The organism is Neobacillus sp. PS3-12, assembly GCF_030915385.1.
Lineage (GTDB): Bacteria > Bacillota > Bacilli > Bacillales > Cytobacillaceae > JAEVLT01.
The window spans coordinates 322,421-347,099 of sequence record NZ_CP133268.1; the positions used below are offsets into that span (position 1 = coordinate 322,421).

At 35.6% G+C, this 24,679-nt stretch carries 30 protein-coding genes and 2 pseudogenes; 10 read left to right on the plus strand and 22 right to left on the minus strand.

The genetic code is table 11. The annotated features are described in order from the left end of the window. Nucleotides 1-82: 82 nt before the first annotated feature. Nucleotides 83-364, plus strand: a complete 282-nt coding sequence (locus RCG17_RS01730) for a YggT family protein (protein WP_308173574.1) — start codon at nt 83-85, stop codon at nt 362-364. A 206-nt stretch (nt 365-570) separates the two neighbouring features. On the opposite strand, the gene RCG17_RS01735 is transcribed toward RCG17_RS01730, so the two are convergent. Continuing rightward, nucleotides 571-978 carry a hypothetical protein gene (locus tag RCG17_RS01735; RefSeq protein WP_308173575.1) on the minus strand — a complete coding sequence of 136 codons (408 nt, stop codon included), beginning with the start codon at nt 976-978 and terminating at the stop codon, nt 571-573. A gap of 389 nt (nt 979-1,367) precedes the next feature. Between RCG17_RS01735 and RCG17_RS01740 the strand changes: the two genes are divergently transcribed. Next, the gene (locus tag RCG17_RS01740) at nt 1,368-1,850 is read left to right on the plus strand and encodes a CBO0543 family protein (protein WP_308173576.1); all 483 of its coding nucleotides are present in this window, start codon (nt 1,368-1,370) and stop codon (nt 1,848-1,850) included. Nucleotides 1,851-2,287: 437 nt separating this feature from the next. Here the strand turns inward: RCG17_RS01740 and RCG17_RS01745 are convergent, their stop codons facing one another. Continuing rightward, the gene (locus RCG17_RS01745; RefSeq protein ID WP_308173577.1) at nt 2,288-3,373 is read right to left on the minus strand and encodes a patatin-like phospholipase family protein; all 1,086 of its coding nucleotides are present in this window, start codon (nt 3,371-3,373) and stop codon (nt 2,288-2,290) included. Nucleotides 3,374-3,757: 384 nt separating this feature from the next. Between RCG17_RS01745 and RCG17_RS01750 the strand changes: the two genes are divergently transcribed. Both RCG17_RS01750 and RCG17_RS01755 read left to right on the plus strand, forming a co-directional pair. Then, complete coding sequence (locus tag RCG17_RS01750; protein ID WP_308173578.1) at nt 3,758-3,925, plus strand: hypothetical protein; 168 nt, start codon at nt 3,758-3,760, stop codon at nt 3,923-3,925. A gap of 450 nt (nt 3,926-4,375) precedes the next feature. Beyond that, nucleotides 4,376-4,789 (plus strand): VOC family protein, encoded by a 414-nt coding sequence (locus RCG17_RS01755; protein WP_308173579.1) that lies wholly within the window; start codon nt 4,376-4,378, stop codon nt 4,787-4,789. A 128-nt stretch (nt 4,790-4,917) separates the two neighbouring features. On the opposite strand, the gene RCG17_RS01760 is transcribed toward RCG17_RS01755, so the two are convergent. Together RCG17_RS01760 and RCG17_RS01765 are read right to left on the minus strand one after the other, a co-directional pair. Continuing rightward, nucleotides 4,918-6,123, minus strand: a complete 1,206-nt coding sequence (locus RCG17_RS01760; protein WP_308173580.1) for a multidrug efflux MFS transporter — start codon at nt 6,121-6,123, stop codon at nt 4,918-4,920. A 139-nt stretch (nt 6,124-6,262) separates the two neighbouring features. Next, entirely contained in the window at nt 6,263-6,835 is a 573-nt protein-coding gene (locus tag RCG17_RS01765) for a cysteine hydrolase family protein (RefSeq protein ID WP_308173581.1), read from the minus strand. 110 nt (nt 6,836-6,945) lie between these two features. Here RCG17_RS01765 and RCG17_RS01770 point away from each other — a divergent pair, with 110 nt between their 5' ends. Beyond that, nucleotides 6,946-7,554: a TetR/AcrR family transcriptional regulator gene (locus RCG17_RS01770; RefSeq protein ID WP_308173582.1), complete on the plus strand. Its 609-nt coding sequence runs from the start codon at nt 6,946-6,948 to the stop codon at nt 7,552-7,554. Nucleotides 7,555-7,894: 340 nt separating this feature from the next. Here the strand turns inward: RCG17_RS01770 and RCG17_RS01775 are convergent, their stop codons facing one another. The 11 genes and pseudogenes from RCG17_RS01775 to RCG17_RS01825 all read right to left on the minus strand — a co-directional run bounded on the left by RCG17_RS01775 (nt 7,895) and on the right by RCG17_RS01825 (nt 14,195). Then, entirely contained in the window at nt 7,895-8,791 is an 897-nt protein-coding gene (locus RCG17_RS01775; protein WP_308173583.1) for a GNAT family N-acetyltransferase, read from the minus strand. 130 nt (nt 8,792-8,921) lie between these two features. After that, nucleotides 8,922-9,080 (minus strand): annotated as a pseudogene (locus RCG17_RS01780) (MerR family transcriptional regulator); the annotation flags it as partial. A 19-nt stretch (nt 9,081-9,099) separates the two neighbouring features. After that, nucleotides 9,100-9,252 (minus strand): annotated as a pseudogene (locus tag RCG17_RS01785) (short-chain dehydrogenase); the annotation flags it as partial. 20 nt (nt 9,253-9,272) lie between these two features. After that, the gene (locus RCG17_RS01790) at nt 9,273-9,794 is read right to left on the minus strand and encodes an NAD(P)H-dependent oxidoreductase (protein WP_308173584.1); all 522 of its coding nucleotides are present in this window, start codon (nt 9,792-9,794) and stop codon (nt 9,273-9,275) included. A gap of 166 nt (nt 9,795-9,960) precedes the next feature. Then, nucleotides 9,961-10,608, minus strand: a complete 648-nt coding sequence (locus RCG17_RS01795; protein ID WP_308173585.1) for an SDR family oxidoreductase — start codon at nt 10,606-10,608, stop codon at nt 9,961-9,963. Between the two features lie 50 nt (nt 10,609-10,658). Further along, on the minus strand, nt 10,659-11,093 hold the full coding sequence (locus tag RCG17_RS01800; protein WP_308173586.1) for a MarR family winged helix-turn-helix transcriptional regulator: 435 nt from the start codon (nt 11,091-11,093) through the stop codon (nt 10,659-10,661). 248 nt (nt 11,094-11,341) lie between these two features. Continuing rightward, nucleotides 11,342-11,767 carry a hypothetical protein gene (locus tag RCG17_RS01805; protein WP_308173587.1) on the minus strand — a complete coding sequence of 142 codons (426 nt, stop codon included), beginning with the start codon at nt 11,765-11,767 and terminating at the stop codon, nt 11,342-11,344. A gap of 13 nt (nt 11,768-11,780) precedes the next feature. Further along, nucleotides 11,781-12,209 carry an EndoU domain-containing protein gene (locus RCG17_RS01810; protein WP_308173588.1) on the minus strand — a complete coding sequence of 143 codons (429 nt, stop codon included), beginning with the start codon at nt 12,207-12,209 and terminating at the stop codon, nt 11,781-11,783. 87 nt (nt 12,210-12,296) lie between these two features. Next, entirely contained in the window at nt 12,297-12,803 is a 507-nt protein-coding gene (locus RCG17_RS01815) for a hypothetical protein (protein WP_308173589.1), read from the minus strand. A gap of 255 nt (nt 12,804-13,058) precedes the next feature. Beyond that, nucleotides 13,059-13,595, minus strand: coding sequence for a YczE/YyaS/YitT family protein (locus RCG17_RS01820; protein ID WP_308173590.1), 537 nt, complete (start codon nt 13,593-13,595; stop codon nt 13,059-13,061). Between the two features lie 117 nt (nt 13,596-13,712). After that, nucleotides 13,713-14,195, minus strand: a complete 483-nt coding sequence (locus RCG17_RS01825; protein WP_308175746.1) for a helix-turn-helix domain-containing protein — start codon at nt 14,193-14,195, stop codon at nt 13,713-13,715. A 255-nt stretch (nt 14,196-14,450) separates the two neighbouring features. Between RCG17_RS01825 and RCG17_RS01830 the strand changes: the two genes are divergently transcribed. Next, nucleotides 14,451-15,224: an alpha/beta hydrolase gene (locus RCG17_RS01830; protein ID WP_308173591.1), complete on the plus strand. Its 774-nt coding sequence runs from the start codon at nt 14,451-14,453 to the stop codon at nt 15,222-15,224. A gap of 249 nt (nt 15,225-15,473) precedes the next feature. On the opposite strand, the gene RCG17_RS01835 is transcribed toward RCG17_RS01830, so the two are convergent. Further along, nucleotides 15,474-16,478 carry a DUF3231 family protein gene (locus RCG17_RS01835; protein WP_308173592.1) on the minus strand — a complete coding sequence of 335 codons (1,005 nt, stop codon included), beginning with the start codon at nt 16,476-16,478 and terminating at the stop codon, nt 15,474-15,476. A gap of 428 nt (nt 16,479-16,906) precedes the next feature. Between RCG17_RS01835 and RCG17_RS01840 the strand changes: the two genes are divergently transcribed. Beyond that, nucleotides 16,907-17,329: a CBS domain-containing protein gene (locus tag RCG17_RS01840; RefSeq protein ID WP_308173593.1), complete on the plus strand. Its 423-nt coding sequence runs from the start codon at nt 16,907-16,909 to the stop codon at nt 17,327-17,329. A gap of 93 nt (nt 17,330-17,422) precedes the next feature. Here the strand turns inward: RCG17_RS01840 and RCG17_RS01845 are convergent, their stop codons facing one another. Together RCG17_RS01845 and RCG17_RS01850 are read right to left on the minus strand one after the other, a co-directional pair. Next, complete coding sequence (locus tag RCG17_RS01845; protein WP_308173594.1) at nt 17,423-17,869, minus strand: hypothetical protein; 447 nt, start codon at nt 17,867-17,869, stop codon at nt 17,423-17,425. A 33-nt stretch (nt 17,870-17,902) separates the two neighbouring features. Next, nucleotides 17,903-18,928 (minus strand): DUF3231 family protein, encoded by a 1,026-nt coding sequence (locus tag RCG17_RS01850; protein WP_308173595.1) that lies wholly within the window; start codon nt 18,926-18,928, stop codon nt 17,903-17,905. 421 nt (nt 18,929-19,349) lie between these two features. Between RCG17_RS01850 and RCG17_RS01855 the strand changes: the two genes are divergently transcribed. Both RCG17_RS01855 and RCG17_RS01860 read left to right on the plus strand, forming a co-directional pair. Then, the gene (locus RCG17_RS01855; protein WP_308173596.1) at nt 19,350-19,565 is read left to right on the plus strand and encodes a hypothetical protein; all 216 of its coding nucleotides are present in this window, start codon (nt 19,350-19,352) and stop codon (nt 19,563-19,565) included. A 325-nt stretch (nt 19,566-19,890) separates the two neighbouring features. Then, the gene (locus RCG17_RS01860; RefSeq protein WP_308173597.1) at nt 19,891-20,268 is read left to right on the plus strand and encodes a DUF2179 domain-containing protein; all 378 of its coding nucleotides are present in this window, start codon (nt 19,891-19,893) and stop codon (nt 20,266-20,268) included. Between the two features lie 23 nt (nt 20,269-20,291). Here the strand turns inward: RCG17_RS01860 and RCG17_RS01865 are convergent, their stop codons facing one another. The 4 genes from RCG17_RS01865 to RCG17_RS01880 all read right to left on the minus strand — a co-directional run bounded on the left by RCG17_RS01865 (nt 20,292) and on the right by RCG17_RS01880 (nt 23,887). Next, nucleotides 20,292-21,062 carry a TatD family hydrolase gene (locus RCG17_RS01865; RefSeq protein ID WP_308173598.1) on the minus strand — a complete coding sequence of 257 codons (771 nt, stop codon included), beginning with the start codon at nt 21,060-21,062 and terminating at the stop codon, nt 20,292-20,294. A gap of 233 nt (nt 21,063-21,295) precedes the next feature. Next, nucleotides 21,296-21,862: a hypothetical protein gene (locus RCG17_RS01870; protein ID WP_308173599.1), complete on the minus strand. Its 567-nt coding sequence runs from the start codon at nt 21,860-21,862 to the stop codon at nt 21,296-21,298. 118 nt (nt 21,863-21,980) lie between these two features. Beyond that, the gene (locus RCG17_RS01875) at nt 21,981-22,799 is read right to left on the minus strand and encodes a gamma-glutamylcyclotransferase family protein (RefSeq protein ID WP_308173600.1); all 819 of its coding nucleotides are present in this window, start codon (nt 22,797-22,799) and stop codon (nt 21,981-21,983) included. A gap of 71 nt (nt 22,800-22,870) precedes the next feature. Continuing rightward, a complete protein-coding gene (locus tag RCG17_RS01880) occupies nt 22,871-23,887 on the minus strand; it encodes a tetratricopeptide repeat protein (protein WP_308173601.1) in 1,017 nt (338 codons plus the stop codon). A gap of 254 nt (nt 23,888-24,141) precedes the next feature. Here RCG17_RS01880 and RCG17_RS01885 point away from each other — a divergent pair, with 254 nt between their 5' ends. Then, nucleotides 24,142-24,639 (plus strand): CcdC family protein, encoded by a 498-nt coding sequence (locus RCG17_RS01885; RefSeq protein ID WP_308173602.1) that lies wholly within the window; start codon nt 24,142-24,144, stop codon nt 24,637-24,639. Nucleotides 24,640-24,679: the final 40 nt, after the last annotated feature.

The window sequence follows — 24,679 nt, forward strand, 5'->3', positions numbered from 1 at the left end:
TTTTGATTCTTATTCGTATATTTAATTACCGAACAAAGTTTGTACGGTGTTAACAAAATAAAAAAAGAATGGAAGATTTAAATTGGCACTTTACATTTTACAATTTGGAGAGTACATTTTTGAGCTGTATTATTGGTTAATCTTGATTTCCATTTTTGGTTCCTGGTTTCCCCGCTTTCAATCATCAAAATTTGGAATTTGGATTAGTAAGCTTGTTGAACCTTATTTAGGTATCTTTAGAAGGTTTATTCCACCTCTTGGTCCGATTGATATTTCACCAATTATTGCTTTATTTATTTTTAGATATTTAAGGACTTTTGCTATGGAAGGTTTGCGTCAATCTTTAAATGTCATAAGTGCATAGTTCAAATATAAAAAGAAGAGCGATGAATACTCCCTGTCATCGCTCTTCTTTTTGCTGTTCATTCATTTCTTCATTCAGCTGACCATCTGTCCAGCGGCCTCATACCTAATTAAGAATTTTTAGTTCAAAAATACTTTTCCAAGTCTGTAAACATCAAACAGCAGGAAAAAAGAAAAAACAATAATGAATAAATATAAAATTGACTTTTAAACCTCATCTTTAATTCTATTAATCGATCTTTCCACTATGTACTGATACCCATAAATAATAATTGCTAATGACACACATATAAAAAACCATATAATATGATTCAACTTTTTAAATTTAAAAACTCCTATCTTTTCCCATATTTGAGCAAAAGGATAAGCATTAATAGCATCTATTACTATATTTGTCATTAAATATTTTAGAAAATTGCCGTATGTTAGTTTAAATACCCATAGTGTGGCTACAAAAAAAGGACCTAATATATATGTAAAATCCACAAAACCAGGAGATATAGAGTTTTTATTTACCCACCATTTTTTCTTATTCGCAATTACAGCTAACACACTTAAAAATAAATTAACAAAACTTGCTACAGGTAAAAACCTAAAAAATGATTTTTTCCCCATGAAGGGAACAGTTAGCCAAGGAACGATTAACATCGTTAAAGCGAAAGTCTTTTTTTATCCATATAAATCAACTTCCTTTTAAATATGTTTTTTATAAAGTTTCTCAAACTAAATTTTATTATTCTTATTATAGTTAAACCTTCCTGTCCTTTAGTTGAAGAACGAAATAAGGATTGCCGCAGGAACCCTATTGTTCAACATAAGCACCCATTACTTAAATAAGCAACAGACTTTTATTGCTTAAAATCATCGTATTGTATTGTGAATAAACACACTTTGTGTTTTTATTGTGTTATTCGTGCGTTAGTCGAATTATAATTTTATCCTCAAACTAAAATTGCATTAATCAATTCAAGAAGTAAAGACTATTTAATAAAGGAGGAAAATTAATGAAATACAAAGCAGAGAAAACGATCGAAATTTCATCCTGGATAATTGTGTTACTATTATTAATAAAATTGACACCAAAAAATAAAATTCGTGAATTAATAGTTGTATTTTTATTTAAACAAGCACTAACATGGATTTTTGGATTACTAGTGGTACAAAAAAACTTAATTTCCTATCCATATCGCTCATTGTTCAAAAAGGCAAATAAATCCAATTTTTCATTCGAATACTTTATATATCCTGGACTGTGTGCTTTATTTAGTTTGTTCTACCCCAAAAATAAATCTAACCTTTTAAAAACCCTACATTACTTTATTAGTACTTCAGTAATAGTCATCTTTGAAATTATTGCAGTTAAATATACAAAATTAATTAAATATAAAAAATGGGCTTGGTATTGGAGCTTTTTAACAATTTGGATAACAGATTACTTAACACAAGCTTTTCACAACTGGTTTTTTAAAACTAAATTTCAGGAATAAAAAGGGGCAGGTAGACTGCCTCTTTTTGTATTAATTTAAATACACGATAAGAGTCAAAAACGACGTTAGTCTTGTTAAACTAATGGGGTCATAGCTCAATTAGAAAACGGGATCGCCGCAGCCATCCCGTCTTTAAAATAAGCACCCGATTGTTTAAGTATATTTTTTCACAATCGTGTCGAGCGTATCGGACCATCCGTCGTACAAGTACTTATCTGCGCATCAAAACCAATTAACGATACAACAAATGAATTATAGAGGTGACAAAAAGTAGAGAAAATTTAAATTTGGGTTAAGGAACGCTGTATGGGGTTATCACAATACAGCGGCCTCACTTAATCGAATGAAAAAAGTTACTGGGTTCAATCATACTGTTTTGCTTTAATTAATAATATGTCCCCTTATCAATTCTCAAGTTAGAGAATTCTTTATGTAACTTAATGGAAAAAGCAATCAAAAGGTCGAACTTTTTCCCTGCCAGGGAATTTTACCAGGGGTTCAGGGGAATCCGAGCCAAAAAATGTTTCCACATCAAATGTTGACTGGACGCCAATCTTATCGTAATTTTCCTTGAGCCACGAATCAGCATTTTTTCTGCCGAAGTCACGCAAATAGCTGAGAAAATCCCAAGAAACATTCAATTTACTTGAACCATCAAAATTGTTCAAACCCTCACCTGTATTAATAAAGTGAATATTGACTTTTTCTAATTGACCATCATAATCAAATCCATGATCGACAAGTCTATTTAATGAGTTAATGACGCGTATTTCACGCATTAAACTAGTGTTAAAACTGATATCGTAGGCACGATCCATTATTTCATGTGCATTTGTCGGCAGCTTGGGGTAATTGGTCGTGTTCAGTTGAACAACCATTAAATCATTACAATCATGCTCCCATAGCAGTGGGAATAGAGAAGGATTCCCTACATAACCGCCATCCCAATAATGCTCCCCGCAGATTTCAACTGCCTTATACATTTGTGGAACGCACGCTGATGCCAAGACGGTATCCACTGTAATTTCATGGGTATCAAACACTCTCAGTTGCGAGGTTCTCACATTCGTAGCAGATAAGAAAAGCTTTATTGTCTGATTGCTGCGGATTTTCTCAAAATCAATCGTCTCATTCAGGATATTCTTAAGTGGGTTAAGATCGAAAGGATTGAGCTGATATGGGGAGAGGAATGAAGAGAGGATTCCCCATGATTCATAGAACGGGTTATAATCCATATTGCCTTGACTCACCATTTTGTCCATCCATGTCGGTTGAAAAAGGGAAAACGATCCCCAGTCAGCCATTTTACGCCAAAATAAACCGAGCTTCTCTCGTGCCGTTTGCCTGTCACCAATCGTCAATCCATAGGCCAACAGGCTAGCGTTAACCGCCCCTGCACTCGTCCCTGATACAGCCGCAACTTCCAAGTTTTCTTCTTCAAGTAAGCGATCGAGAACTCCCCAGGTAAAAGCCCCAAATGCCCCTCCGCCCTGTAAGGCTAAAAGAATCTTCTTTTTTTTCATATTTTTCCCCCTCGTAATCATTAGATATTTACCATTATAGCTCCCAACAATTTACATTAAAAGACTAGATTACTATCTTTGTTATGGTTTTCAGAAAGTTACTAGTCTCTTTCTTTAGTTCCTGTGCTTCCTCTTTTTCGCTGAGCATGGGCACTAGTCATCCTCTCTAGTTCCCGCACTCCCTCTTTTTCACTGAGCTCGGGCACTAGTCGGCCTCTTTGGTTCCCCTGCTCCCGCTTTTTCGCTGAGCTCGGGCACTAGTCGCCCTCTTTGGTTCCCGCGCTCCCTCTTTGATTATGGATTGAACTTTATAACTAAATGTATATTTTTCAAATTTAAACAAAACAATAAAAGATGTTAGAAAACGATAGGAGACATCTGATTATGAATGAAAAGTATCTATATGAAAATGATCACGAAAAAAAAGGATATGGAAATATCCATCATTCAGCTTTAAACTACGTTCAACCAGCGATTGAAAATGCTTTTGATTTTTCACGAGATGCAACACAAATTTTAATTAACAACATTATGAATAAGCAGAGAAAGTAATGGATGAAGTCAATCTTTTTCGGATTGACTCCATCCATTTTTATTTGCTTCCCTCGGGAACATTGCACGTTTTTACAAGGGGCTTGCACGATTTTCAACAAGCTTTGCACATATTCATGGGAGGTTTGCACGTTTTCAGCCGGCTTTACACATTTTGCCATTTTCTGTAATCAATAACCTATTTAGGCTCACTGCTTCAGCCCTACCCGTTTAAAGCGTTGATATCATGGGTGACTGATTCGTAGATGGATTTGGCACGGATGGTTTGGAGGATACCCTTTGGATAACTCCATCAACGTTAGTGAAAAAAGAAAAAGGAGCCGCTGTTCACCAACATTTCGACTTCATAAAACCCATGATTGTATAGGCATTCATATATCACTAGTATATACTGAATGATAAGATATTTTTCAAGACTAACAACCAAAATGTAAAAGGAGTGATTATTCAATGAAGCTCGATATCTATGTCAACTATCGAGGAGTGTGCGAACAGGCTTTTCGGTTCTATGAACAGCATCTCGGAGGCAGAATCACATCGATGATGGCTTTCAAACAACTGCCAGATCCGACGAACGTTCCGGAAGGTCGGGAAAACGACATTCTGCATGCTACCATCGAGATTGGGGACACGGTGCTAAGGGGAGCCGACATCCCCCACGCTGAGCCTATGCGGAGTGTTTATCTGACACTCAGGGTATACAGTGCAGAAGAAGCGGAGAGGCTTTATACCTTGCTTTCTGATGGAGGGGAAATCTTTATGCCCATGGAAGAAACCTTTTTCGCTTTGCGTTTTGCTCAGCTGAGAGATAGGTTTGGAACGTCATGGATGATTCTTTGTGAGCATCCATCCATAGAAGCCTAGTCTATTCGGGTGAAGTTCACTACTTTCCTTTCTTTGGTTTACCTCACCCGATCAACACAATATCGACTATTTTTTTGAGCTGACTAACGAAATGCCATCGTTTTTTAACTCCCCTTATGATTTTACGTTTAGTACGATGGTTTTTCTCTCATACTCATTTTCTTATAAACTTTAAAATAAACCCAAACAGCATTAATTAGCAATAATGCACCCGTAATAATAAACACAGATCTGATTCCAAAATATGCTGCTATCTGGCCGCCTAAAGTTGAACCTGCAAAGACCCCTAAATACCCAGCTGACATTGTAATGCCAAATACTCTACCCGTAAGGAAATCTGGTGTAATTTTCTTAAGCAAAGTATTGATAGAAGGCATTAGTCCTGCTGATGCCAATCCTAATATGAATCGTAACGCCATTAACTGCCAGGGATTTTTAACAAAGGCCTGCGGGATAAACATAATTCCTGCTACTATGAGTGCGGCAAGGATGACTTTTTGTGTTCCAAATTTATCAGACAATTTGCCAAGTCTTGGAGCTGCAATAATGCTTGCCAGTCCTGAAACTGCGAATGTGATTCCAGCTAACAATGCAACATGGCTAGAGTTCTTTGTTAATTGTGATATATAAACGGTTATAATCGGTTCCATCGTGTAAACGGCTAAACTTAGTACAAAAAAGGTGACAAAAAGAGTAATGGTTAAACTTTTTTCCGGAACCTGTCCCCATATCTCCTTAATAGGATCCACTTTCTTATGCTGACGGGTAAAGGATTCCTTTACGAATAAAGCAGTTGCAATAAATGAACAAATTAACAAGGCACCAGTAATGAAAAATACATTCTGCAGACCGGTGCTCTCTTCCAAATAGCCACCAATCATTGGACCTATCAAAGAACCTGCCGTGCTAGCAGTTGATAGTGTTCCTAGGGCATATCCTGCATTTTCTTTATCAGTTTGAGTCGCGATCAAAGCCGTACAGGCTGAACCATAGCCAGTAATCACGCCCTGAAGTAATCTTAATCCAATCAGTTCGTACACATTGTGCGCAAATCCCATACATCCGATAACAATTCCCATACCGAGACTTGCCCGCAGCAGCATCGGTTTTCTTCCGTATTTATCAGCAGCACTCCCCCAAATTGGTGAAAAAATAGCTGATATGATAAACGTAGCCCCAAAGGCAAATCCCGAAATTTGAGCAATTGAAGCGGTATTATGAACGCCGAGATGGTTAATATAAAGTGGTAATACTGGTGCTATTTGGCTCAATCCTACACTGGACATAAACATCCCGAACCAACAGACAATTAAGTTCCTTTTCCAGATCGGCATGAATGTAAACTCTCCTTTCACCTGTTGTTATTGGAACCTGTTTGTTTCATAAAAACGAACAAGCATCGCTTAAAGAGCCTGCCTTTTAGCGATGCTTATTGGTACCAATCCGATATTTTCTAAGGGATTGAGATCGTCACTATTCATTTAAAGTTTCAATCCAAGCATCTACAGTCTGCACTTCTGCTTGGCGTGGAAATACTTTTTCCATGAGAACGCGGTGAACTTCCGAATCAAGATCTATACATGCGTCCGATAGCACCGTAATGGAAAAGTCCTTATCAGCCGCTTCTCTTAATGTTGATAAAACGACTCCACTTGTGGAAATACCGCTGAGAATCAGTGTGTTAATTTGTTGTGATCGAAGGATGACTTCTAGATTACTGCCAGCAAATGCACTAACACGATACTTGGTTATGACTGGTTCATTTGGTTGGGGTTGAACAAGTTCATGAATTTGTGTAGCTGAATCAACTACTGTCATTCCACCGTATTTAGAAATGGCGGAAAATGCCTTATTTTGCGGGCTAACCTCTGGATATCCCTCACTAAACCCGACTCGAACAAAAATGACTTGGATATTGTTTTGGCGAGCAGCTTCAATCGCTTTTTGGAACGGTAATATGATCTCTTTATTTCCTGCGAAACGGGAAACAATACCATTTTGTAGATCCATTACTAATAACGCAGTATTTCCATTAGATTTGAGCATCAGTTGTAATCTCCTTTTCATTGGGTTATTATAAAGCGGAGAGCTCTCCTATTATGATAAATGGAGATATCTCCGTTTGTCAATATATTAGTCATTTTGGGAGTGAGAATATGAGCAATGACGAAAAAATATTCCATACACGTACAGAACGGCGAGACGCTGCCGAGAATCGCCAACGAATATTAGACGCTGCATTTAAACTTTTTGAACAAAATGGCGTTGAGCAAGTTAGTATGAATCAAATTGCAACTGAAGCGCAAATTGGTCCCGGTACGTTATATCGCAGGTATAGAAACAAAGGAGAAATATGTCTCGATTTAATAAAAGATAATATCGTCCTGTTTTTTGAGGATATTGAAAGCTATTTAGAAGAAACACGTGGTGAGTCTCCAAGTATACGATTTAAAGAAGTCCTCGGCTTATTTATCCGTTTTAGAGAAAATAAAGCTCAATTGCTTAAAGGTGTTGAAGACTCTGAATCAAGCCATACAGGTAAACAGTTAAAGATAAGCCCTATGTTTCAAGAATTGCATCAAATATTTCTTGGCCTATTTGAAGAGATGAGAGTAAACGAATCATCAAGAATTAACATTGTTTTTAAAACCGATATGTTACTTCAAGCTTTAAGGAGCGATTTTTACTTATTTCAAAGAGAAGTACGCGGATATTCTCCTGAAATGATTTTGGATCAAATCTACTCAACGTTTATATCTTACTAATAAAATATTACAAGCTAAAAAGGCTCCCTAATGAGGAACCTTTTAATCATTTATTTCACTTTTGTTCTTTGACTAAACTGAGGGAGCATATTCATAAAAAAGCCACCATCACAGTATTCCTTTAGTTATTGATCTATCAACTTGTTCTCTAAGAATTGTGTATTTACCCACTAAGTAGATATATCTTCAGGTATCTTCTTTCTTAACGATTATTGATGCAGTCCCAGCCACTTCATGAAATACGGGCGGTCATTATTAGCTGGAACTTCAAACCATTCAGAACATATAAAATACTTTTCGCCATAGGCTTCAATAGGGGCCACCCAAAACCGTTTCTATATTAAATGAGGCAATACATCTCATATTGTGCCAATGAACCTTTTGTAAAGCCATGTTTTTTGAAAAATCCTTCAAGTAAACTATTATTGGGAAATCCTGAAGATAATCTTCTTAATCGTAAATTCTTATATGCTGTTTGCAAAAGCAGAGTTCCAATACCATTATTCCTGTATTCTTTATCAACCATTAAAAAGCGAATTGTCCCATTTGTATGGACGGATAGGCATCCAACCAAATCATTTTGTTTATAAGCACCATAATAGTTGTTATTGTTTTCTTTTGCTAAAAAGTCAATATCATTTTGCCAATTAATATGATAGTTCCATTGGTGGATCCTCTTTTTGAAAACCGCCAAATCAATTTTTTTAATCTCAAACTCCATGTTTTTACTAACATTTTTTAGTTTGGACAGATCATCATTTGAAAAATAAACAATATCGTAAATCTTTTCATAGCCCATTTTTTTATAAAAATGAATTGCCCGTTCGTTTCCAACGATCACTTCAAGAAAAAGCTGTTTACAGCCATGTTTCTTCGCCTCGGTTTTATGCAATTCAAATAGCTTTTGGCTGATTCCACTTCCTCTATAATTCGGACTGATGGCCAACGTTCCACACCGCATGGTTTTTATAGTATCATAATTTTTTATTCCACCAAGAATGATACCAACTAGCTCTTCTTCATAAAAGGCAATAAAGGAATTCTCCTTTTCATTCCCTTCAGGTCCAAAAAATCGATTTAGAAAATCTTCTTTTGTGAACTCAAACTTTACGATATAGTCTGAAAAACCAACTTGAAATGCTTGGTAGATAAAACTCTCATCCACATTGGAGCATCGCTCGTACCTAATTTTTGTTTCATCAAACGTAATGGTTTGTTTTTCATTTATTTTTTCCATTAACAACCTCCTTCTTATTTCTTTTTGACATATGCTCCTGAAAACAATATCATTACTATTATTCTTAATAATCAGATAATATCCTTCAGAAATTGAGTGGTTATTTTTATGTATGAGAAACAAACTCGGTTAAAATAATCTCCAGAAATTTAAGTGCATCTCCGTCAAAAACTTGTTCCCCTTTTTCAGTTCTTTTAAGAAAGGGGAACAGTCCTTGATTATCATAGTAGCGTCATTGAGAAATGGATAAATGATTAATTTTTGCAACGTGTCGGATCGTATAATTCATAAGAAATCCATTATAGTGTTTACCAAGGAATAATCCCATTGTTATTAAGGATTTTACCATTATAATTTGTTTGGCTTAAAGCATATTTAACAATGATTTGCGCACCTTCCACAGGTATTTTGCCTCCAGGAGCATTGCCATTAAGGTCGGTAGTGGTAAAACCAGGTGTAACTCTTCCAATGTTTATTTTGATTAGTTTTTTTTCAGATGATGAACCAATTCTTCAGCACTTTCGAGGACTTGTTCGTTCGTTAAGAGGCGTACTCCCTGTTTCGTAAAAGTAGGCAAGAACCGCATTCCGGTCAAGTTAGCTGTTCCCTGAAATGGTTTGGTTAATTCGCTCATGCTGAAATGATTATATCCGCCAGCTTGATAGGCAGCCTCAGGTCCGCCTGTTGAAATAGCTAACATAAACTCTTTGCCGCGCAATTTCGTTCCTCCAGACCCATATGCCCAATCGTAAATAAGAACCATATCCTGCCATTGTTTTAACAAAGCGGGTGAACTGTACCAGTAGAATGGGAATTGCAAAACGATACGATCATGCTCCAATAGAAGCTGCTGTTCTTTTTCCACATCAATTTCAAATGTTGGGTAATGTGCATATAGATTATGGACCGTAATATTTTCTTCTTGTTGAAGCCGATTCAACCACGTTCTATTTATCCTCGATTGTTCCAAGTTTGGATGGGCAACAATAACTAATGTTTTCATCTTAATCACCTTTCAATTGGTTATTCACGCAAATAAAAAAATTAAAAGGTATTTCACTGGAAGAAATACCTTTATTCATTACAACTGAGAATTTATTGACTCCCGCTTATGGTTGCTTTCAGAGCAAATTTTATATTTGTACATACAAATGTAATTTTAAAAAATTTTACTTTTCTTCAAATATCATTTCTGTTTCCGTTTGACTTTCATACATGCTATAAAATGCCTTTGCAATATTTTCAGCTGAGTAATAGGTTCCTTCTTGTACAAAACCGTTAATCGTTAATGTTCCAACATAAATTCCTTTAGGGCTCAATTCTTGGTGCAAGCTGTATGCTAAATTGCGAATACCTGCTTTTCCAATTGCTAATGAAGCATAATCTGCATATGGGTGAAGAGCAAGTCCGCCTCCGGTTAACAAAATGGTTCCATTTTGCATATATGGGATCACTTCTTTTACACTCGTAAGAGCTCCAGCTACACTGATTTTAAAATCTTCTACTAATTGGTCAACTCTTAATGTTGTTGGTTTGCCTGGTCTTCCTGCAGCGGCATTGTATAAAAGTACATCAATTTTTCCATAAGTTTTAATTACCTTATCAATGGCTGCTTTCAAAGATTCTAATGAAGAGACATCCCCTGGAAATCCTTTTGCTTCGATCTCCTCATTTTTGAGTTCATATTCATACTTCTGTAATGACTCCATACTTCGGGATATCAAAGTAACTTTAAAGCCCTCTTTTCCGAATTTCCTTGCTGTATTTAAGCTAATGCCTGGCCCCGCACCGACAATCAGCAATATCTTTTCTGACATAACAACTACCTCCTAGTATATTTGTATATGCAAATGAAAGGGTAAAAAAATTATTGATCTCTTTCAAGCTTATTGCTTGCTTCGTGAAGCATTTTACTTAAATCTTTACTAAACTCGTTTCCCAAGACTTTGGAATAGCTGTTAAAAAATTCTTTTAACGAAGCTCGAAATTGTTGGTACACTTTTTCTCCTTCTTCTGTTAGTGAGATCAACGTTTGTTTTCCATCCATTTTTCTGGTGACCAGTTTTAATTTTTCAAGTTTATCAATAAACCTCGTACTGGTCGAAGGAGCAATGGATAATTTTTGGCATAGTTCCTTCTGTGTGATTTCCGGATGGAACTTCACTATCATAATCATGTAAAGATAGGAAGGAGCAAGGTCACCAAAATCAAATGTTTTTTCGGCTAATTTTGTAATGTTGCGAGCAAATCGGCTGGCTGTAAAGTAAAGACAATGAATTAATACCTGTTCTTCTTCAGTCATTTGATCAAATCCTTTTATTCATTTGCATATACAAATTAACACGAAATGACGATAAGGTCAACTGAACCATTTTTCTTGTTCCCATCAGAAATGATGAAGATACATAACAACGGTAAACGGTCCCAATGTACAAATTCTTCAAAGTTCAGGTGCTTTTTCAAAAAATACTTTTACCAGCTGGGCTGTGGAATTTGCAAATGAAAAGAAAAAATCGTGTGGAAGGTTTTATATCCACACGATTTTGAGCATTATATTATTTTATCCTGTTGCAAATCCTCTCTTAATTTAAGGAAATCAGAAATACTCGTAGCTAATTTTGCCTTCTCGTAAATATTTTGTTTTTTCTTTATGTCTCTTTCGATTAATAGAAGGATATTTTCCTTTAAATATAACTTTATTATTTCTTTAAATTCCTGAGTATCAAGTGTGCATTCTTGGTCTAAAGCAGTATTATAAACCACTGTCTTATCCTTGGTTATACTTAACGCCGTCGTGTTCCCTGTTACTTGCTGTAATGCTCCATGTTGAGAATCCTCTATTTTATATAAATATTCCAAAACATTCATAATATTTAGGTCAATAATCATAAAATCCTCTAATAGTGTTAACTCTTCAGGCATTCGTAAATAAAGCACGCCACCATCAGTTACTCTAACAGGATATGTATGATTCATAAAGAACCACTCCTCATATTTGATACTTAGGATATGCGGTAGTTATTTTTCCTGAATCCGTGTCATCATTTTGATAAAAATGTATAAGTATTCCGTTTTCTAGACTTGCTTCATACAATCTCATTTTTACCTTTTTCTTATTATTATAAGCGACTTCTATTAAATTTAGAACTTGTTCTGGTGAGTAATCAATAGGAAAAAAAGATGATAATCCATTCTTTCTTATTTTACGAATGATCACATTTGCCTCATAAACTCCTTGAGAATCCGTTTTTCTTCTTGTTTCTTCTATCACTTTGGATGTTCCAATGGAAAGTTCTCCCTCGTGATGAAAACCAACGGCTAAACCTCTAGTACTAATCTCACCAATGAATATATGTTCTACTGTAGAGAAATCTACTAGAATAGTTTTAAATTCTTCATAAAGAGAATATATTGTCATAATGTTCACCTCAATTTTAATTTAACAAAAAGAAAATGAATATCGGGAATTGAAGGATTTATATATGAAAGAAATAATTAATGTGGGTTAACGAGAATAATGGTAGATCAAGTAGTGGGTTTCAAAATTGAAGTTTTTCAGGAGATTCTCCAGTACTTTTACGGTCTCTTGAATTTTATCGTAATAAAAGTCAGTACAAACGTAGCCCCAAAAACATCTTGGTCGTGGCGGTATTACATCACCAGGTTCTGGAAATCTTCTTATTAGTTCATCTAAGCAATCAATGTAAAGATTGTCAAGATCATCTTTTGTTACTTCCACGCTAAAACCATTTCTATCAAAACCGTTATGAAGATTTTCTACAAACCAATTGTGAATTTGGCTAGCATTTTCCAAGTAACCAATTTCCTGCTCCAGACCGATCCATGTTATCCCAAATTGCTCAAAGTACAAAATATAGGGTCTTACTTTTTCATAAAGTTCCTTTTGCTGTTCTTCAAGTTCATTTAAGCAGGCATTTACAAATTTAACTTCTTCATAATCCAAACCATCAATCTTAGGCAAGGATGATAATAAGTACATATCTAGTTCCATCTTCATTTTCCTCTTTTCTTATGTTTTACTTTCTCCCTAGAAGGAAGCTTCATCAATACTATCCTACCATTTTACACTTAGTTAAAATAAATCAATTTTGACAATATTCCGAATCGAAGGCTGGCACAAATACTCCAAAAAAAATGCCTAGTCATTATGACTGGCACATTTTAATCCTTCTATAATTAGCATATTAACAAACTATAATTTAGAACGCACTCGTAGGATCATGCGAAACAATTATTTTGGCTTCGATTACATTGCTTTTACTGTATCAGCTACACTCTCATGCTTAATATTTTTTACATCGAAGTGTAGTAATTTAAAAGTGAATTGCAAAATAAATCCAATACCAAATACAGATATTACTGTGCCAATGCCAACCTTTGCACCTAACATCCAGCCAATAATAAGAACGCTACCTTCTATTAAACCTCGTATTGCTCCTATGGGTACTTTTGGCATACGCTTTCCAAGTGCAACCATGAGTGCATCACGGGGTCCACAACCGAGGGATGCACCAATATAAAAATAGCTTCCAACGCAGATAGCAACTTGTCCTAACAGGAGCATGAGTAGGCCAAGCCAAAAATTGGACATCATGGGAACAATATTGGCAAATTGAATTAAATCCACAAACTTTCCTATCAGTATAGCATTAAGAATTGTACCAAATCCAATTTTTTCTTTAAACGCAAAATCGATTGCAATAATCACAAAGCCAGAAAGGACAACGATGTTGCCATACGATAAATGGGTCAGATAAGCCCCCCCATACTGAATGCTTCCCAAGGGGCTAAGCCTATGTTAGCCTGTATGCTTAAAAAAGAGCCGAGTGCGTATAAAAAAAGTCCAAATATCAGCCTAATTGTTCTCTTCACATAGTTATTTATAGTAGAATCCCCCTTTCTATTCATGATAGAGAAGCATGACAATATTTACATCTTGATTTGTTAAGTTCAAATATTTATGTTTGCAATTTGCAAGAAACTGTATGGCTTCACCTTCTTGTAAATGGAACGTTTTGTCTTCAACTTGTACACTAAAAACGCCCTTTGTACAGAGAATATATTCCCTGATACCTGATTCATGGCGCTCGGACATACGTTCAGAATTGGGGGCGATTTCATGACGAAATATTTCGAATTTTTTGTTTGGGTCAAATTCAAATAAAACAAATAATTCAAATCCATCCCATGCAGAATAATGTTTAACGGTATCATTTGTAGAAATAGATATTTGAGGCGTTTCGGTATGCGTAAGTTGAGCGAGTGGAACATTAATCCCATCACATACTTTTTCAAGCACAGATATTGTAGGACTTTTTGTGCAACGTTCAATTTCACTCAACATACTCTTGCTGACTCCAGTTAATATAGCTAAATATCTAATGTAAGATTTCTTTCTTGTCGAATTCTTTTTATATTTCTACTAATCGTTTCGCTTGCTGAAATCATATGTACCTCCAAAACACTATAGTAGATTATGTTCACTATAGCGGAAAGATTACGGTGCTTTTAGTTGTTTGTCAAGTGTTTCTTTTGATATCATATGAAAGAGCAAAGCTGTCATTACTGGAAGCTTTTTTGGTTAGTTTAACAAAGAAGTATTTTGATAGATGAAATTTATGGTAAAGGAGAGATTTTCTTGCTTGAAATATTCCCTATTTATATGACTTCCTTCAAACAAGATAGACTGATTAGAGTATATCTACCTAAGAATTACAACGAAGGAAGAAAAAAATACCCTGTCCTTTATATGCACGATGGACAAAATACTTTTAATGATGACGATGCAATTGGCGGCACATCTTTAGAACTTGAAAACTACTTAGATGAAAATGGATTAGAAGTTATTGTTGTCGGAATAGACCAACATCCCAAAGATCGAATAAACGAATATTGTCCTTGGGTAAATGGGGAATATTGCAAAAAAATATTAGGACACGCTAGTACATCTGGTGGAAAAGGAATAGAATATGTTGACTTTATCGTGAATGAACTAAAACCATTTATAGACAATAAATACCGTACATTAAAGGACAATACCGCAATGGCAGGTATCTCTTTAGGGGGACTTATAACCATATATGCAATGTGTAGTTATCCTCAAGTATTTAAAAATATAGCTGTATTATCCTCTGCTTTTTACCGAAACCAAGAGGAAATTGAAAAACTAATAAAGGATACTGATTTGTCTTTAATTGAAAGGATATACTTTGACTGCGGGGATAAGGAAGCTGGAAATGAAGAATTCATAAACAAAGAAGTTTTAGCTTCAAATAAAGCCATTTATGATATTTTAAAAGAGAAAGTAACAAATATAGAGTTTGCAATTATTAACGATGCTGAACATAACTATCCATTTTTTAGAGAAAGAGTACCTAAAATTTTTTCTTTTTTAAGAAATAATATAAATTAACGTGAAAAAGGGATTGAAACGTTTCAATCCCTTTTTTGTTGCAGCTATAATTTTATTTTTTTCAGGGTCCATTTCTAGAACTTTTTTAGGAAATAAACGGAAAGGCTACCTATATTTTTAAGGAAATATGGGTATTTCCCAATTTAAACGGAACTATACCGTTTATTTTTCAAACACAGTGGAATCAACATTCAGTTATAACAGAGCAAAAAAAATAAAATGCCCGACACATTGGAAGGGCAATTTTAGTTATTTTCGATTTGCGATTTCTGTTCTATTAGGTGCAAGTGGAGGCTGTTCCAACCAATTATTTTTTACCATAACATTAAACCAGTTTTTCGTAACCATAAGATTCTGTATGATCGTTCCCTCATAAGTAGTAACAAGGTCTGTTCGCATGGCTGTTGCAAGACCTGCCCCATGATAAGTTTGTGCAACTTGAAACAAAAATCCCATTTGATACATTAATAACCGATCAGAAAATGGAGAGTCAGTTGATATGGTCACTTCAGTTTCCAATGATTTTGGAACGGGTAAGTTATCAGCTTGAAGTATTTTTGCAAATGCTTTTATTTGTCCATCAGCTGTTTTCTCAGATTCAGTTAAAAATTTTCGTACTTCTTTTGATTCTGCCACCTGACTGAATGCAATAGAAAGGGTTTTTGCCATAATACTTTTTTTCAGATTTAATGAAATACTAATGATTTCTGTCGCAGTGAGAGTTCTGCCCTTTCCCAACAAACCATCTTTGAAATCAGGGCTTGAAACAAATTGAGGATGGTCATAGGGATAATATAATGGGTCTCTTTGAAAAAGCCCTTTTTCAAGCAATAACTCAATTGTTTGATGATACATCCTTTTTGCATCGTTATCGCATGAGTCGTAAAAATCCCTCAAGTCTTTTCTTACGGAAACACTGAATGATGTGCTATGCCCTAATAATCCATGTACAGTCATGATGTGTAAATAATTAAGGCAGAATGCATCTGAAAATAATCTCTGCTTGCCTAAAAATAGGTCGGATTCATTAAATCCAATCGGAACAGGAAACCCTTCCTTCTCAAAAAAGGTGACAAGTTGGTTCTTTTGTTTTTCAAACGTTTTGATTGCATCATTAAAAATTGCTTTTATTGCTCCATCTTCAATAATGGAATACATATATCTATTTACTACATTTATTGCTGTTCCGTTTACATATTCACCCCATAAGGTACCTATTTCAGATGATGTTAGTTTTAATTTCTCCGTATCCATATCTATTCACCTCCCAAATAGTATTTCCCTATTTCCAAAGTGATATGTTTTTTCTTGAGTTTAATGTGAAAAGATTAAAAATAAGCTAAACAATAAGTTGTTAAGCCTCTAATTCATTTTTTCAATTTTACCTATCGATTTGTAATATGCCAATAAAATTAAAAATAAAAAAGGGTCGAGTATTGAACAGGTTAGCAAAGAAGAAAAACGATGTCTCTAATTTCAATATTCCCCCACTAACCTGAACTGTTGAACATATAAAGTGAAATCAACGTAATTAGATTTTGTTACATAATCAGATTATGAAAAGTAAATATTATTATTTGTTCCTAATCAAAAAAAGGGTTGTTATCCAATCTAATTGAACATCAATAAGTTGGAATGATCCGGAACAATAAATTTTTAAAAGAAATAGGGAGGAAAACAAAATGACAAAAGTTCAAGACATCATGTCAAAAAATGTACAATGCTGTGCACCTCACGATCCTGTAACTGCTGCAGCAAAAATAATGCGTGAAATCAATTGTGGTTCCGTACCGATTTGCGATGGTAAAAAAGTGGTAGGCATGATTACAGACCGAGATATTGTGATTCATTGTGTGGCGGATGGAAAAGACTGTGGTTCAGTACATTGCCATGATTGTATGACATCGGATGTAATTTCCTGTTCCCCTGATACAGATGCCCATGAATGTGCCCGAATGATGGCTGACCATCAAATTCGCCGTATTCCAGTCGTACAAAATGAAGAAATGGTTGGAATTTGTGCGATTGGTGACATGGCGAGAGTGGACATACATATCGACGAAGCTGGAGATGCGTTAAGTCGGATATCACAACCGCTACAATAAATTAATTCTCACAAAAAGGACCCGATGGAAAAATCCATTGGGTCCTTTTTATGAATCTTCAACCATTTCTGTTTAGACTCCTCTAACAACTCTCTATACATTTCTTAATATTTTTTTCAATAGAATCCCAACAAATATCCCTGGTATTACACATAAGATTGGAAACCAAACTGTTCCCAAACTTATTCCAAATAACTTTACCCTCGCTGAGTACATAAGTCCAACAGTAACAAAACACGCAGACATAGCAAAGGGGAAATAGGAATATGGATCTTTACCTCCGCCTGCATCCTTATAAGCATCCCACATTGAAAAGAAGTAAATACAAGGATAAAACATGAGCCATTGGTATTCGGTATATTCAATGGCTTTACTTATTTCCCCATTAAAACTATAGTAAATGATCTTATTAAAATGGGATTGAACATTAATGATTAATTCCAATAATATAAAAAGTATCCCTTTTAGAAACTTCCCATTAAGTAATTGACCGAAGCCTGGGAAGGCTATGCTCCAGATTAATTTTTCTTTTGGATTCACATTAGTCTAACCTTTTTCTTATGAATTTTGTTACTAATCATTTTCAATCTTATCTCGATTAACTGCATGTGGTGGGCGTTCCATCCAGCCCTTTTCTATATAAATTTTTGCGGCATCTTCGACAAATCTTCCAATTTTCATAAACGACCTAGTATAGAGGAACCCAACATCATGCCTACCGTTTACTGCTACTGAGTTACCAAACGCCCTCATTTTCATTGAAAACATATCCATCTTATGAAATAGCATGATCTTATCCGAAAATGGTGAAAATGTGGATGTCGTCACTAAATCATCCAGAAAAGAAGGGGTTGGCAAATTTTCATCATGTAGCATTTGCATATAATGTTGAACATTTTCAGCCGTCATATCTCTTCCCCATTCAAACAACTTCCGAATCTTTTCATCTTTTACTACTTGGGCAAATGCCATAATCAGCGCTTTACTCGTTACATTATTTTCAATATTATCGTAAAAATGAGCAATTTCTAATGCATGTAAAGGTCGTACATGTCCAAAGTAACCATTCAAAAAATCATCATGGACAAATTCCACATTCTCCGGAACCGGAATGATGGGTGGCTTAATGATAAGACCCTTATTCATTAATATTTCTTTGATTTGTTCAATTAACTCCATTGTAGAATTCATACAGTATGTAAAAAATTCTCTTACATCTTTTCTAAAAACAAGTGGTATTGCTACACTATAAATACTCATCCCTGCCTTTGCAGCATATTTTAAATAATGAGGATAGTATTCATCCTGGAATAAACGAGGGGCATTAAGGTTTACATCCTCTTGTCCAAACCCTTTTGGAATAGGGAAGTTATCCTTCGTGAAAATTTCTGTAGTAATCTTTAATAAATCTTCGGTTAATTTCAAAGCATTTTCCAATAACGTTTTTATATCTGGATCTTCAACATGTTGAAGATAATAGTTTAAAATGCATTTAGCCATGCTGTTTCCCATATAGGTAGCCCAAAGCTTGCCCATTTCCGCAGATGTTAATGGTTCTTTAGTGTCTGTTTTATAAGAATCTAAATTAATCGGTTGCATTGTTACTCCCTTCTTTTAATTTTTTGATTAGTTTTCCCTCTATTGTTAATCATATTCTGTACGCCTTTATTTTTGAATATTTGTTAATATTTACCATAAAAGTCCTTTTGTTGGTAAGTATCTAGAAACAGGAGATTGTGAAGTGGAGATTGATTCTTAGCATCAAAAGCCCCTTTTGGTTTTAGTATGCCGAATTTTCATACCTTTTTATGGTTCTTTAGCACGAAATTTCCTTGTTTTTCTATTTTTTAAACAAAATATCGTTGATTTTTCAAACATATAGATGTAAATTACATATAAAAGTATTTTTTATGTAATTGAATAGCACTATTAAGAGGTTTAACCAAAACTGATAAAAATGCTGCAAAAGGTGAAGTTCTTTTATGCATATAACCAAGATTATAATGAAGGGGAAATTGGTTTGAAGGAATTTACAGTTTGCTATACTTTTGATAATGATATTGTCATTGAAAAAATAATTAAAGAATCAGATATTACAATAGGAGATGTTAAACAAGAAGTAATTGAAAAGATGGACCGCTGCAGGTACTTTATTGTTAAAAATGAAAATGAGGTTCATATGATCAACTCATATTTAGTACGTTATGTACAGGTAAATGAAAAGATATTCGTATAATTAATGTTGATTTTCTAGATTGAAAAATAGCTTGGCAGTGCCAAGCTATTTTTTCGTTAAATCTTTATTTTCTACAGGTTTATCTTCATAAGGGATGCCACTTTATTATTTCGTTTTTTCATAAAGAATCCAACTTTCGACACAATTGCGTTTTTATGACAATGATCCTAAGTTTTGTGAAGTCTTAATTTAAGGTATTTTTGACACATACTTGTACATATCCTTATAGAAAAAGATGTCTGTTTCGAAGTTTTGGAGGTGTTCATTTGTCGAGGCTTGAGCCTATCATTTTTACCATTATCGCTTTTAATATCATGTATATGTCGTGCTATACACTTCGAATGTCCTTGAAAACCTTAATAATCCATTTAATATGATCGGATATTGCATCGGCTGGGGAATCGGTGTTTATTTAGGGAGCCGGATTGAGGAGTATCTTGCTCTTGGCTATGTTACAGTACAAGCGATTGTTTCTTCTGTCAATTTCCAGCAGCCAATGGTCCTTCAAATGCTGGGATATGGTGTCACATCCTGGTCGGCTGAAGGGAAAAGTGGAGAGCGTACGGTTATTCAGGTTCTGGCTAAGAGGCGATATGAACAGAGAGTGATCAATTTAATTAATAACATGTCTCCAAATGCCTTCACCATTTCCTATGAATTAAAGAATTTCAAAGAGGGTTTGTGGGGAAAAAGCCTTCTTTAGTGAACGAGGTTAATGGATCCTCCTTATATCCTATAAAATTTTTTCGTGTTTTCTAAAACTCTATTGGAAATTTCTGTTTCTGAGAGTGTTTTTATTTTTGCGATCATACTGATTGATTCTTTCATCATGTCAGGATGCGTCATTTTTCCCAAAAAAGGACCCTCAAAAGGCCATGGGCCGTCTGTTTCAATCATGATTTGCTCTAATGGGTAGGTCTGAACTAGCTTTTGAATTTTGTCCTTATAAACAATCTCAGGTGTAACGGAAATGTAATACCCATTTTGGATCATCCTTGCGATGGTTTTCCCATCCCCTTTAAACCAGTGGAAATGGGCCTTTGTCACGGAATGCTTTTCTAAAAGGTCGCAAACAATCGATGCATCCTCATAGACGGCGTGCAACACAATTGGCTTATCCCATTTCTTTGCCATTTTTATAAATAACTCAAGAAGGTCGATATATTGGCCGTACTGGAACTCGGATACCTTTTGCTCTGCTCTTAAATAGTAGGGTAAACCCACCTCTCCAATGGCAATCATTTCATTCTTTTTTTGAATCAGCCACTCCATCAGCAGCCCAAGCTCATTTTCTGTTGGCAGACTTTGCTCCGGATGAAATCCAAATGCCGGCTTAACCTTATGATGTTTTCTTGCTAAAACGAGGTTCCGCTTACATGAATCGAGATCAGTTGAAACGGAGACCATTGCTTCAATCGAATCAGAATCTTCCAAAATTAGCTGAATATCTTTATTTGTATATTGATCTAGATGAATATGGGCATCAATTATTTTCATTTTTGTGGACACCATCTTAGTCTTTTTATTTTATTTTATCAAAAAGTTCATAAAAATCTCCACATAAGGCAGAACAGATTTTTATAAACTAATCTGACTACCTTAAGGGGAGCATATCAGAAGTCTTGGAAACTAATAATAACTATTTCATTATTAACTCACTCGCTCCCTCTTAATCTGATTTAGTATCATCAACATAAGGAGATAATCGTTCCTTAACCGTTTCTCGTATCCTATTCTCCCTGCCACTCGTCTCCCATCAAGCTCATCTCCTCCGCCAGATTAAGTAGTTCCATTCTATTTAATGGTAATGAAACAGTACAGCTCTGCCCGTGTTCACGACAATGAACCCTTTTTGCTCCTAAAGCCTCTAGTAACTGGACCAGTTCCTTGACACTTTTTCCCTCGTTCGAAATGATCACATGTGCAGCTCTCCGTTCGTGACCATCACAAGAACCAATGGTCTGAAAACCAAGCCATTTTAATTGCCGCACAATCCCGCAGATGTACGTATCGAGTTGCTGTACCTTCGGCTCTTCTTTACCTGTCTGAAACCAAAGGCCTTCTCCGGGCCCACGGTAAAGAAAATCTACCGCTTGAATCCATTCCTGTTCTGAAACTGGCTCACCACGAAGAAATAATTTTCCATCTTCGATCAGCGATTGAACACCTGTGCGCTCCAAACACTCCCGTAAAAAAGCCACATTATACTCCGTTTCTGACCGAATGTTAAAGATATTTTCCTCTAGCTTCTCCAGTTTCCAGCCGTGACGAACGAATAGTTGATTCCATGTTTTCATTCCACATCATCCCTTTCCTTTTTCTTCATGCAGTATCTCAAAAACCGAATGACACCCCTGTCATCCCTGTTGCTTAAACATGAATGTTAAAGTTGTCTCTCAGGTTTGTTTTTACTTTTTACATGTATGAATCACTAAGCAATCCTGTACCTCCCCGAAGGATTTCGTTCACATAATGCATTGGTGGCGCAATTTCTTCTTCTTTGTTAATCACTACAAACGTCAATACATTATTTAGAATCGTGTCATTGCATTCGACGTCGATTAAGGCTGGCCGATAGCAGCCGGCATTCACACCTTCACGTCGGTATAAATACTCCAGTGCAGCTTTAGGAATTTCATAGACCTTGCCTTCGACTGTTCCACCTTTCTCAACGATGTCGGCACGGCCCCCATCCCTTGATTTTCTTGTAAAAGCTAATTGATATCCTTTTAGAATACCTCGCCCTTTTACGTTTTGGAAAAAGCTGCTGACTCCTGCTTCTTCAAAACGTTTTGTGTCCATGCAGCTGCCGTAAGCAAAGTAGAAAAGAGATTGTTTTTGTTGGAGGAGTCTGTCAATGCACCAGTCCCCACTCTTTATTTCCGCCATGCTCTTACTCTGCTTTCCGTTTGGTAAAATATAGACAAACGCCTGATAGATTCCTTTATCTGTGTATACTTTTTGAAGGCTTCGATCATATAGGTTGTTTTTTTCAGGACCATGGTAACCTTCAAGGTGATCCAGTGCCTTCATCTGGGTGTCATTGACTTGAAAGAGTTCACCATATACTCGGCTGCTTTGGGCCTTTGCTAAAAAAGGATAGCCGCAATGGGAATCGTAAAGTCTTCCAGCAGTCCAACATTGGCTTGAGATAAGCTCTGATCCTTTTAGTAAATAGTGATTGCCTTCATGCTTTCGTAATGTTCCATAAACAAAAACGTAGTGTTTTTTCATTGTACCAACACTCCTTTCTCTTCTTGATCTAAGTATATAAAAAGAGCGATGACACCTCTGTCATCGCTCTCTTATTCAATTTCTTCATCAACCCTGTACAATACGTGATAGGAATAAGATTCGTCAAAATAGTAGGCTGTTTCATCCTGATATCTTGTGGTCTGTATCATTGGCGGAAAGCCGTTATCGATTAATTTGTTTCTAAGTCTCCTGGCACTTTGGATATAGGTATTAAGATTAATATTGTGAGTGATTGAAAAAGCTGCCCGAGTTAAAGGGCTTTCCTCCGTACTGTTTAAGATAAATTGCTTGAGCATATTCCCTTGATCGCCGGTAAGAACCGCTTCTTTATCCTCATAAACCGCTACAATGGTTCGATCATTAAAATAAAGAATCATCGTTTTTGGCGGCTGACTTTCAACGAGTTTCTCGCATTCTTTCTTTGAGCATTTTATCTTGCCATTTTTAGTAATGTTATAGAATGCATTCCTCTGCAAATATTTCTCAGTTTCAAATATTTTAGTATAGAGCGAATCTATATCATCATACGAAATTTCCAGATTTTCTTTCGCTGATAATTGATTTAGTTTTTTTGCAGACTCTTGAGCAATGTATAACGCACTATTGGTCAGATACAAATGTGCATTTACTTGTTGCTGGCTATTGAGTTTGTACTTATGGCTTGAATCGTATCTCTGAAAACGTAAGGCGTTTTCGAAATACAGCAGGGCTGAAGAATAGTTTTTTTGCTTATAGGATAAAAATCCCAGCCGGTAAGCCGCTATCGGATTATGTCTGTCATATTTTAAGGCATCTTCTAGACAGATTGCTGCCAAATGATCATCCTTTTGATACTCTGTTTTCAAATAGGTGCCATAATGGATCAGATCATATACGAGTGATTGTTGAACATTTTCTATATAATTTTTGTACACATCATTTTGCTTACGAGCAAGCGGTTTAAGCCTGTTATACATTTCTTTGTATAGCTCAATCCTCATTGAGTAATTGCGTTGGCCTGTTTCTTCTTCCTCATCTAAAAGGTTCTGCTCTATTTCTTCTAATTCTTCTAATGTTCCCGACCGCATCTTTTTGCCACCCTTTTCATTTCCATAGTCACACTATAATTTTAACAAAAAAGCGGCACATCCTTTTAATCTTTTATTTTTTTCAAAATTCCTTCATGAGCTCTATCCAAAGTCATCACAAAAAACATGACTTGAGAAATAGACATTCATTACCTCGGAGACTCCATTCGTCATGTGGATTTCCTTATAATCAAGGCGTGATCAAGAAAAACAAAATGAAATTGAAATAAACTTACCGAAAAGGGGTATTTAAAATGAACGGATTCGCATTGTATGGAATGATGATTTTCATTGTAGGATTAGTATTTGGGAGACGTACCAGAGCAATGGTTCGGCCAATTCAGGGGTCGGGGATCAAGATCGTACTTCCCATTCTATTTTTACTTCCATTGGTTTCTTTATTTGCGCAAATTCCAGTGCGAGTCAAAATATGGGAAATTGGTGTTGCTGCTGTCATCGGGCTATTGTTGGCTGTCCCTCTTGTGTTAACTACTAACTATGAAGTTCGCCAGGACGGAAAGATTTACGCACAAAAAAATAAAGGATTTTTTATCGCATTGATTGCTGTCGTCGCCATCCGCTTCCTATTAAGACAGTTTATTGCCGATATCGACCCAGCAAGTTTAGGGTTGCTTTTCTTTACCGTAGCGATTAGTTATGTTGTTCCTTGGAGAATTGTATCCTTTATTAAATTTAGAAAAGTAAAACTTTCACAAACTCTAGATAAAGATATTGCAGCGATCAAAGCCTAATTTCAAAAAGGCAACTTCCATAATGGAAAGTTGCCTTTTT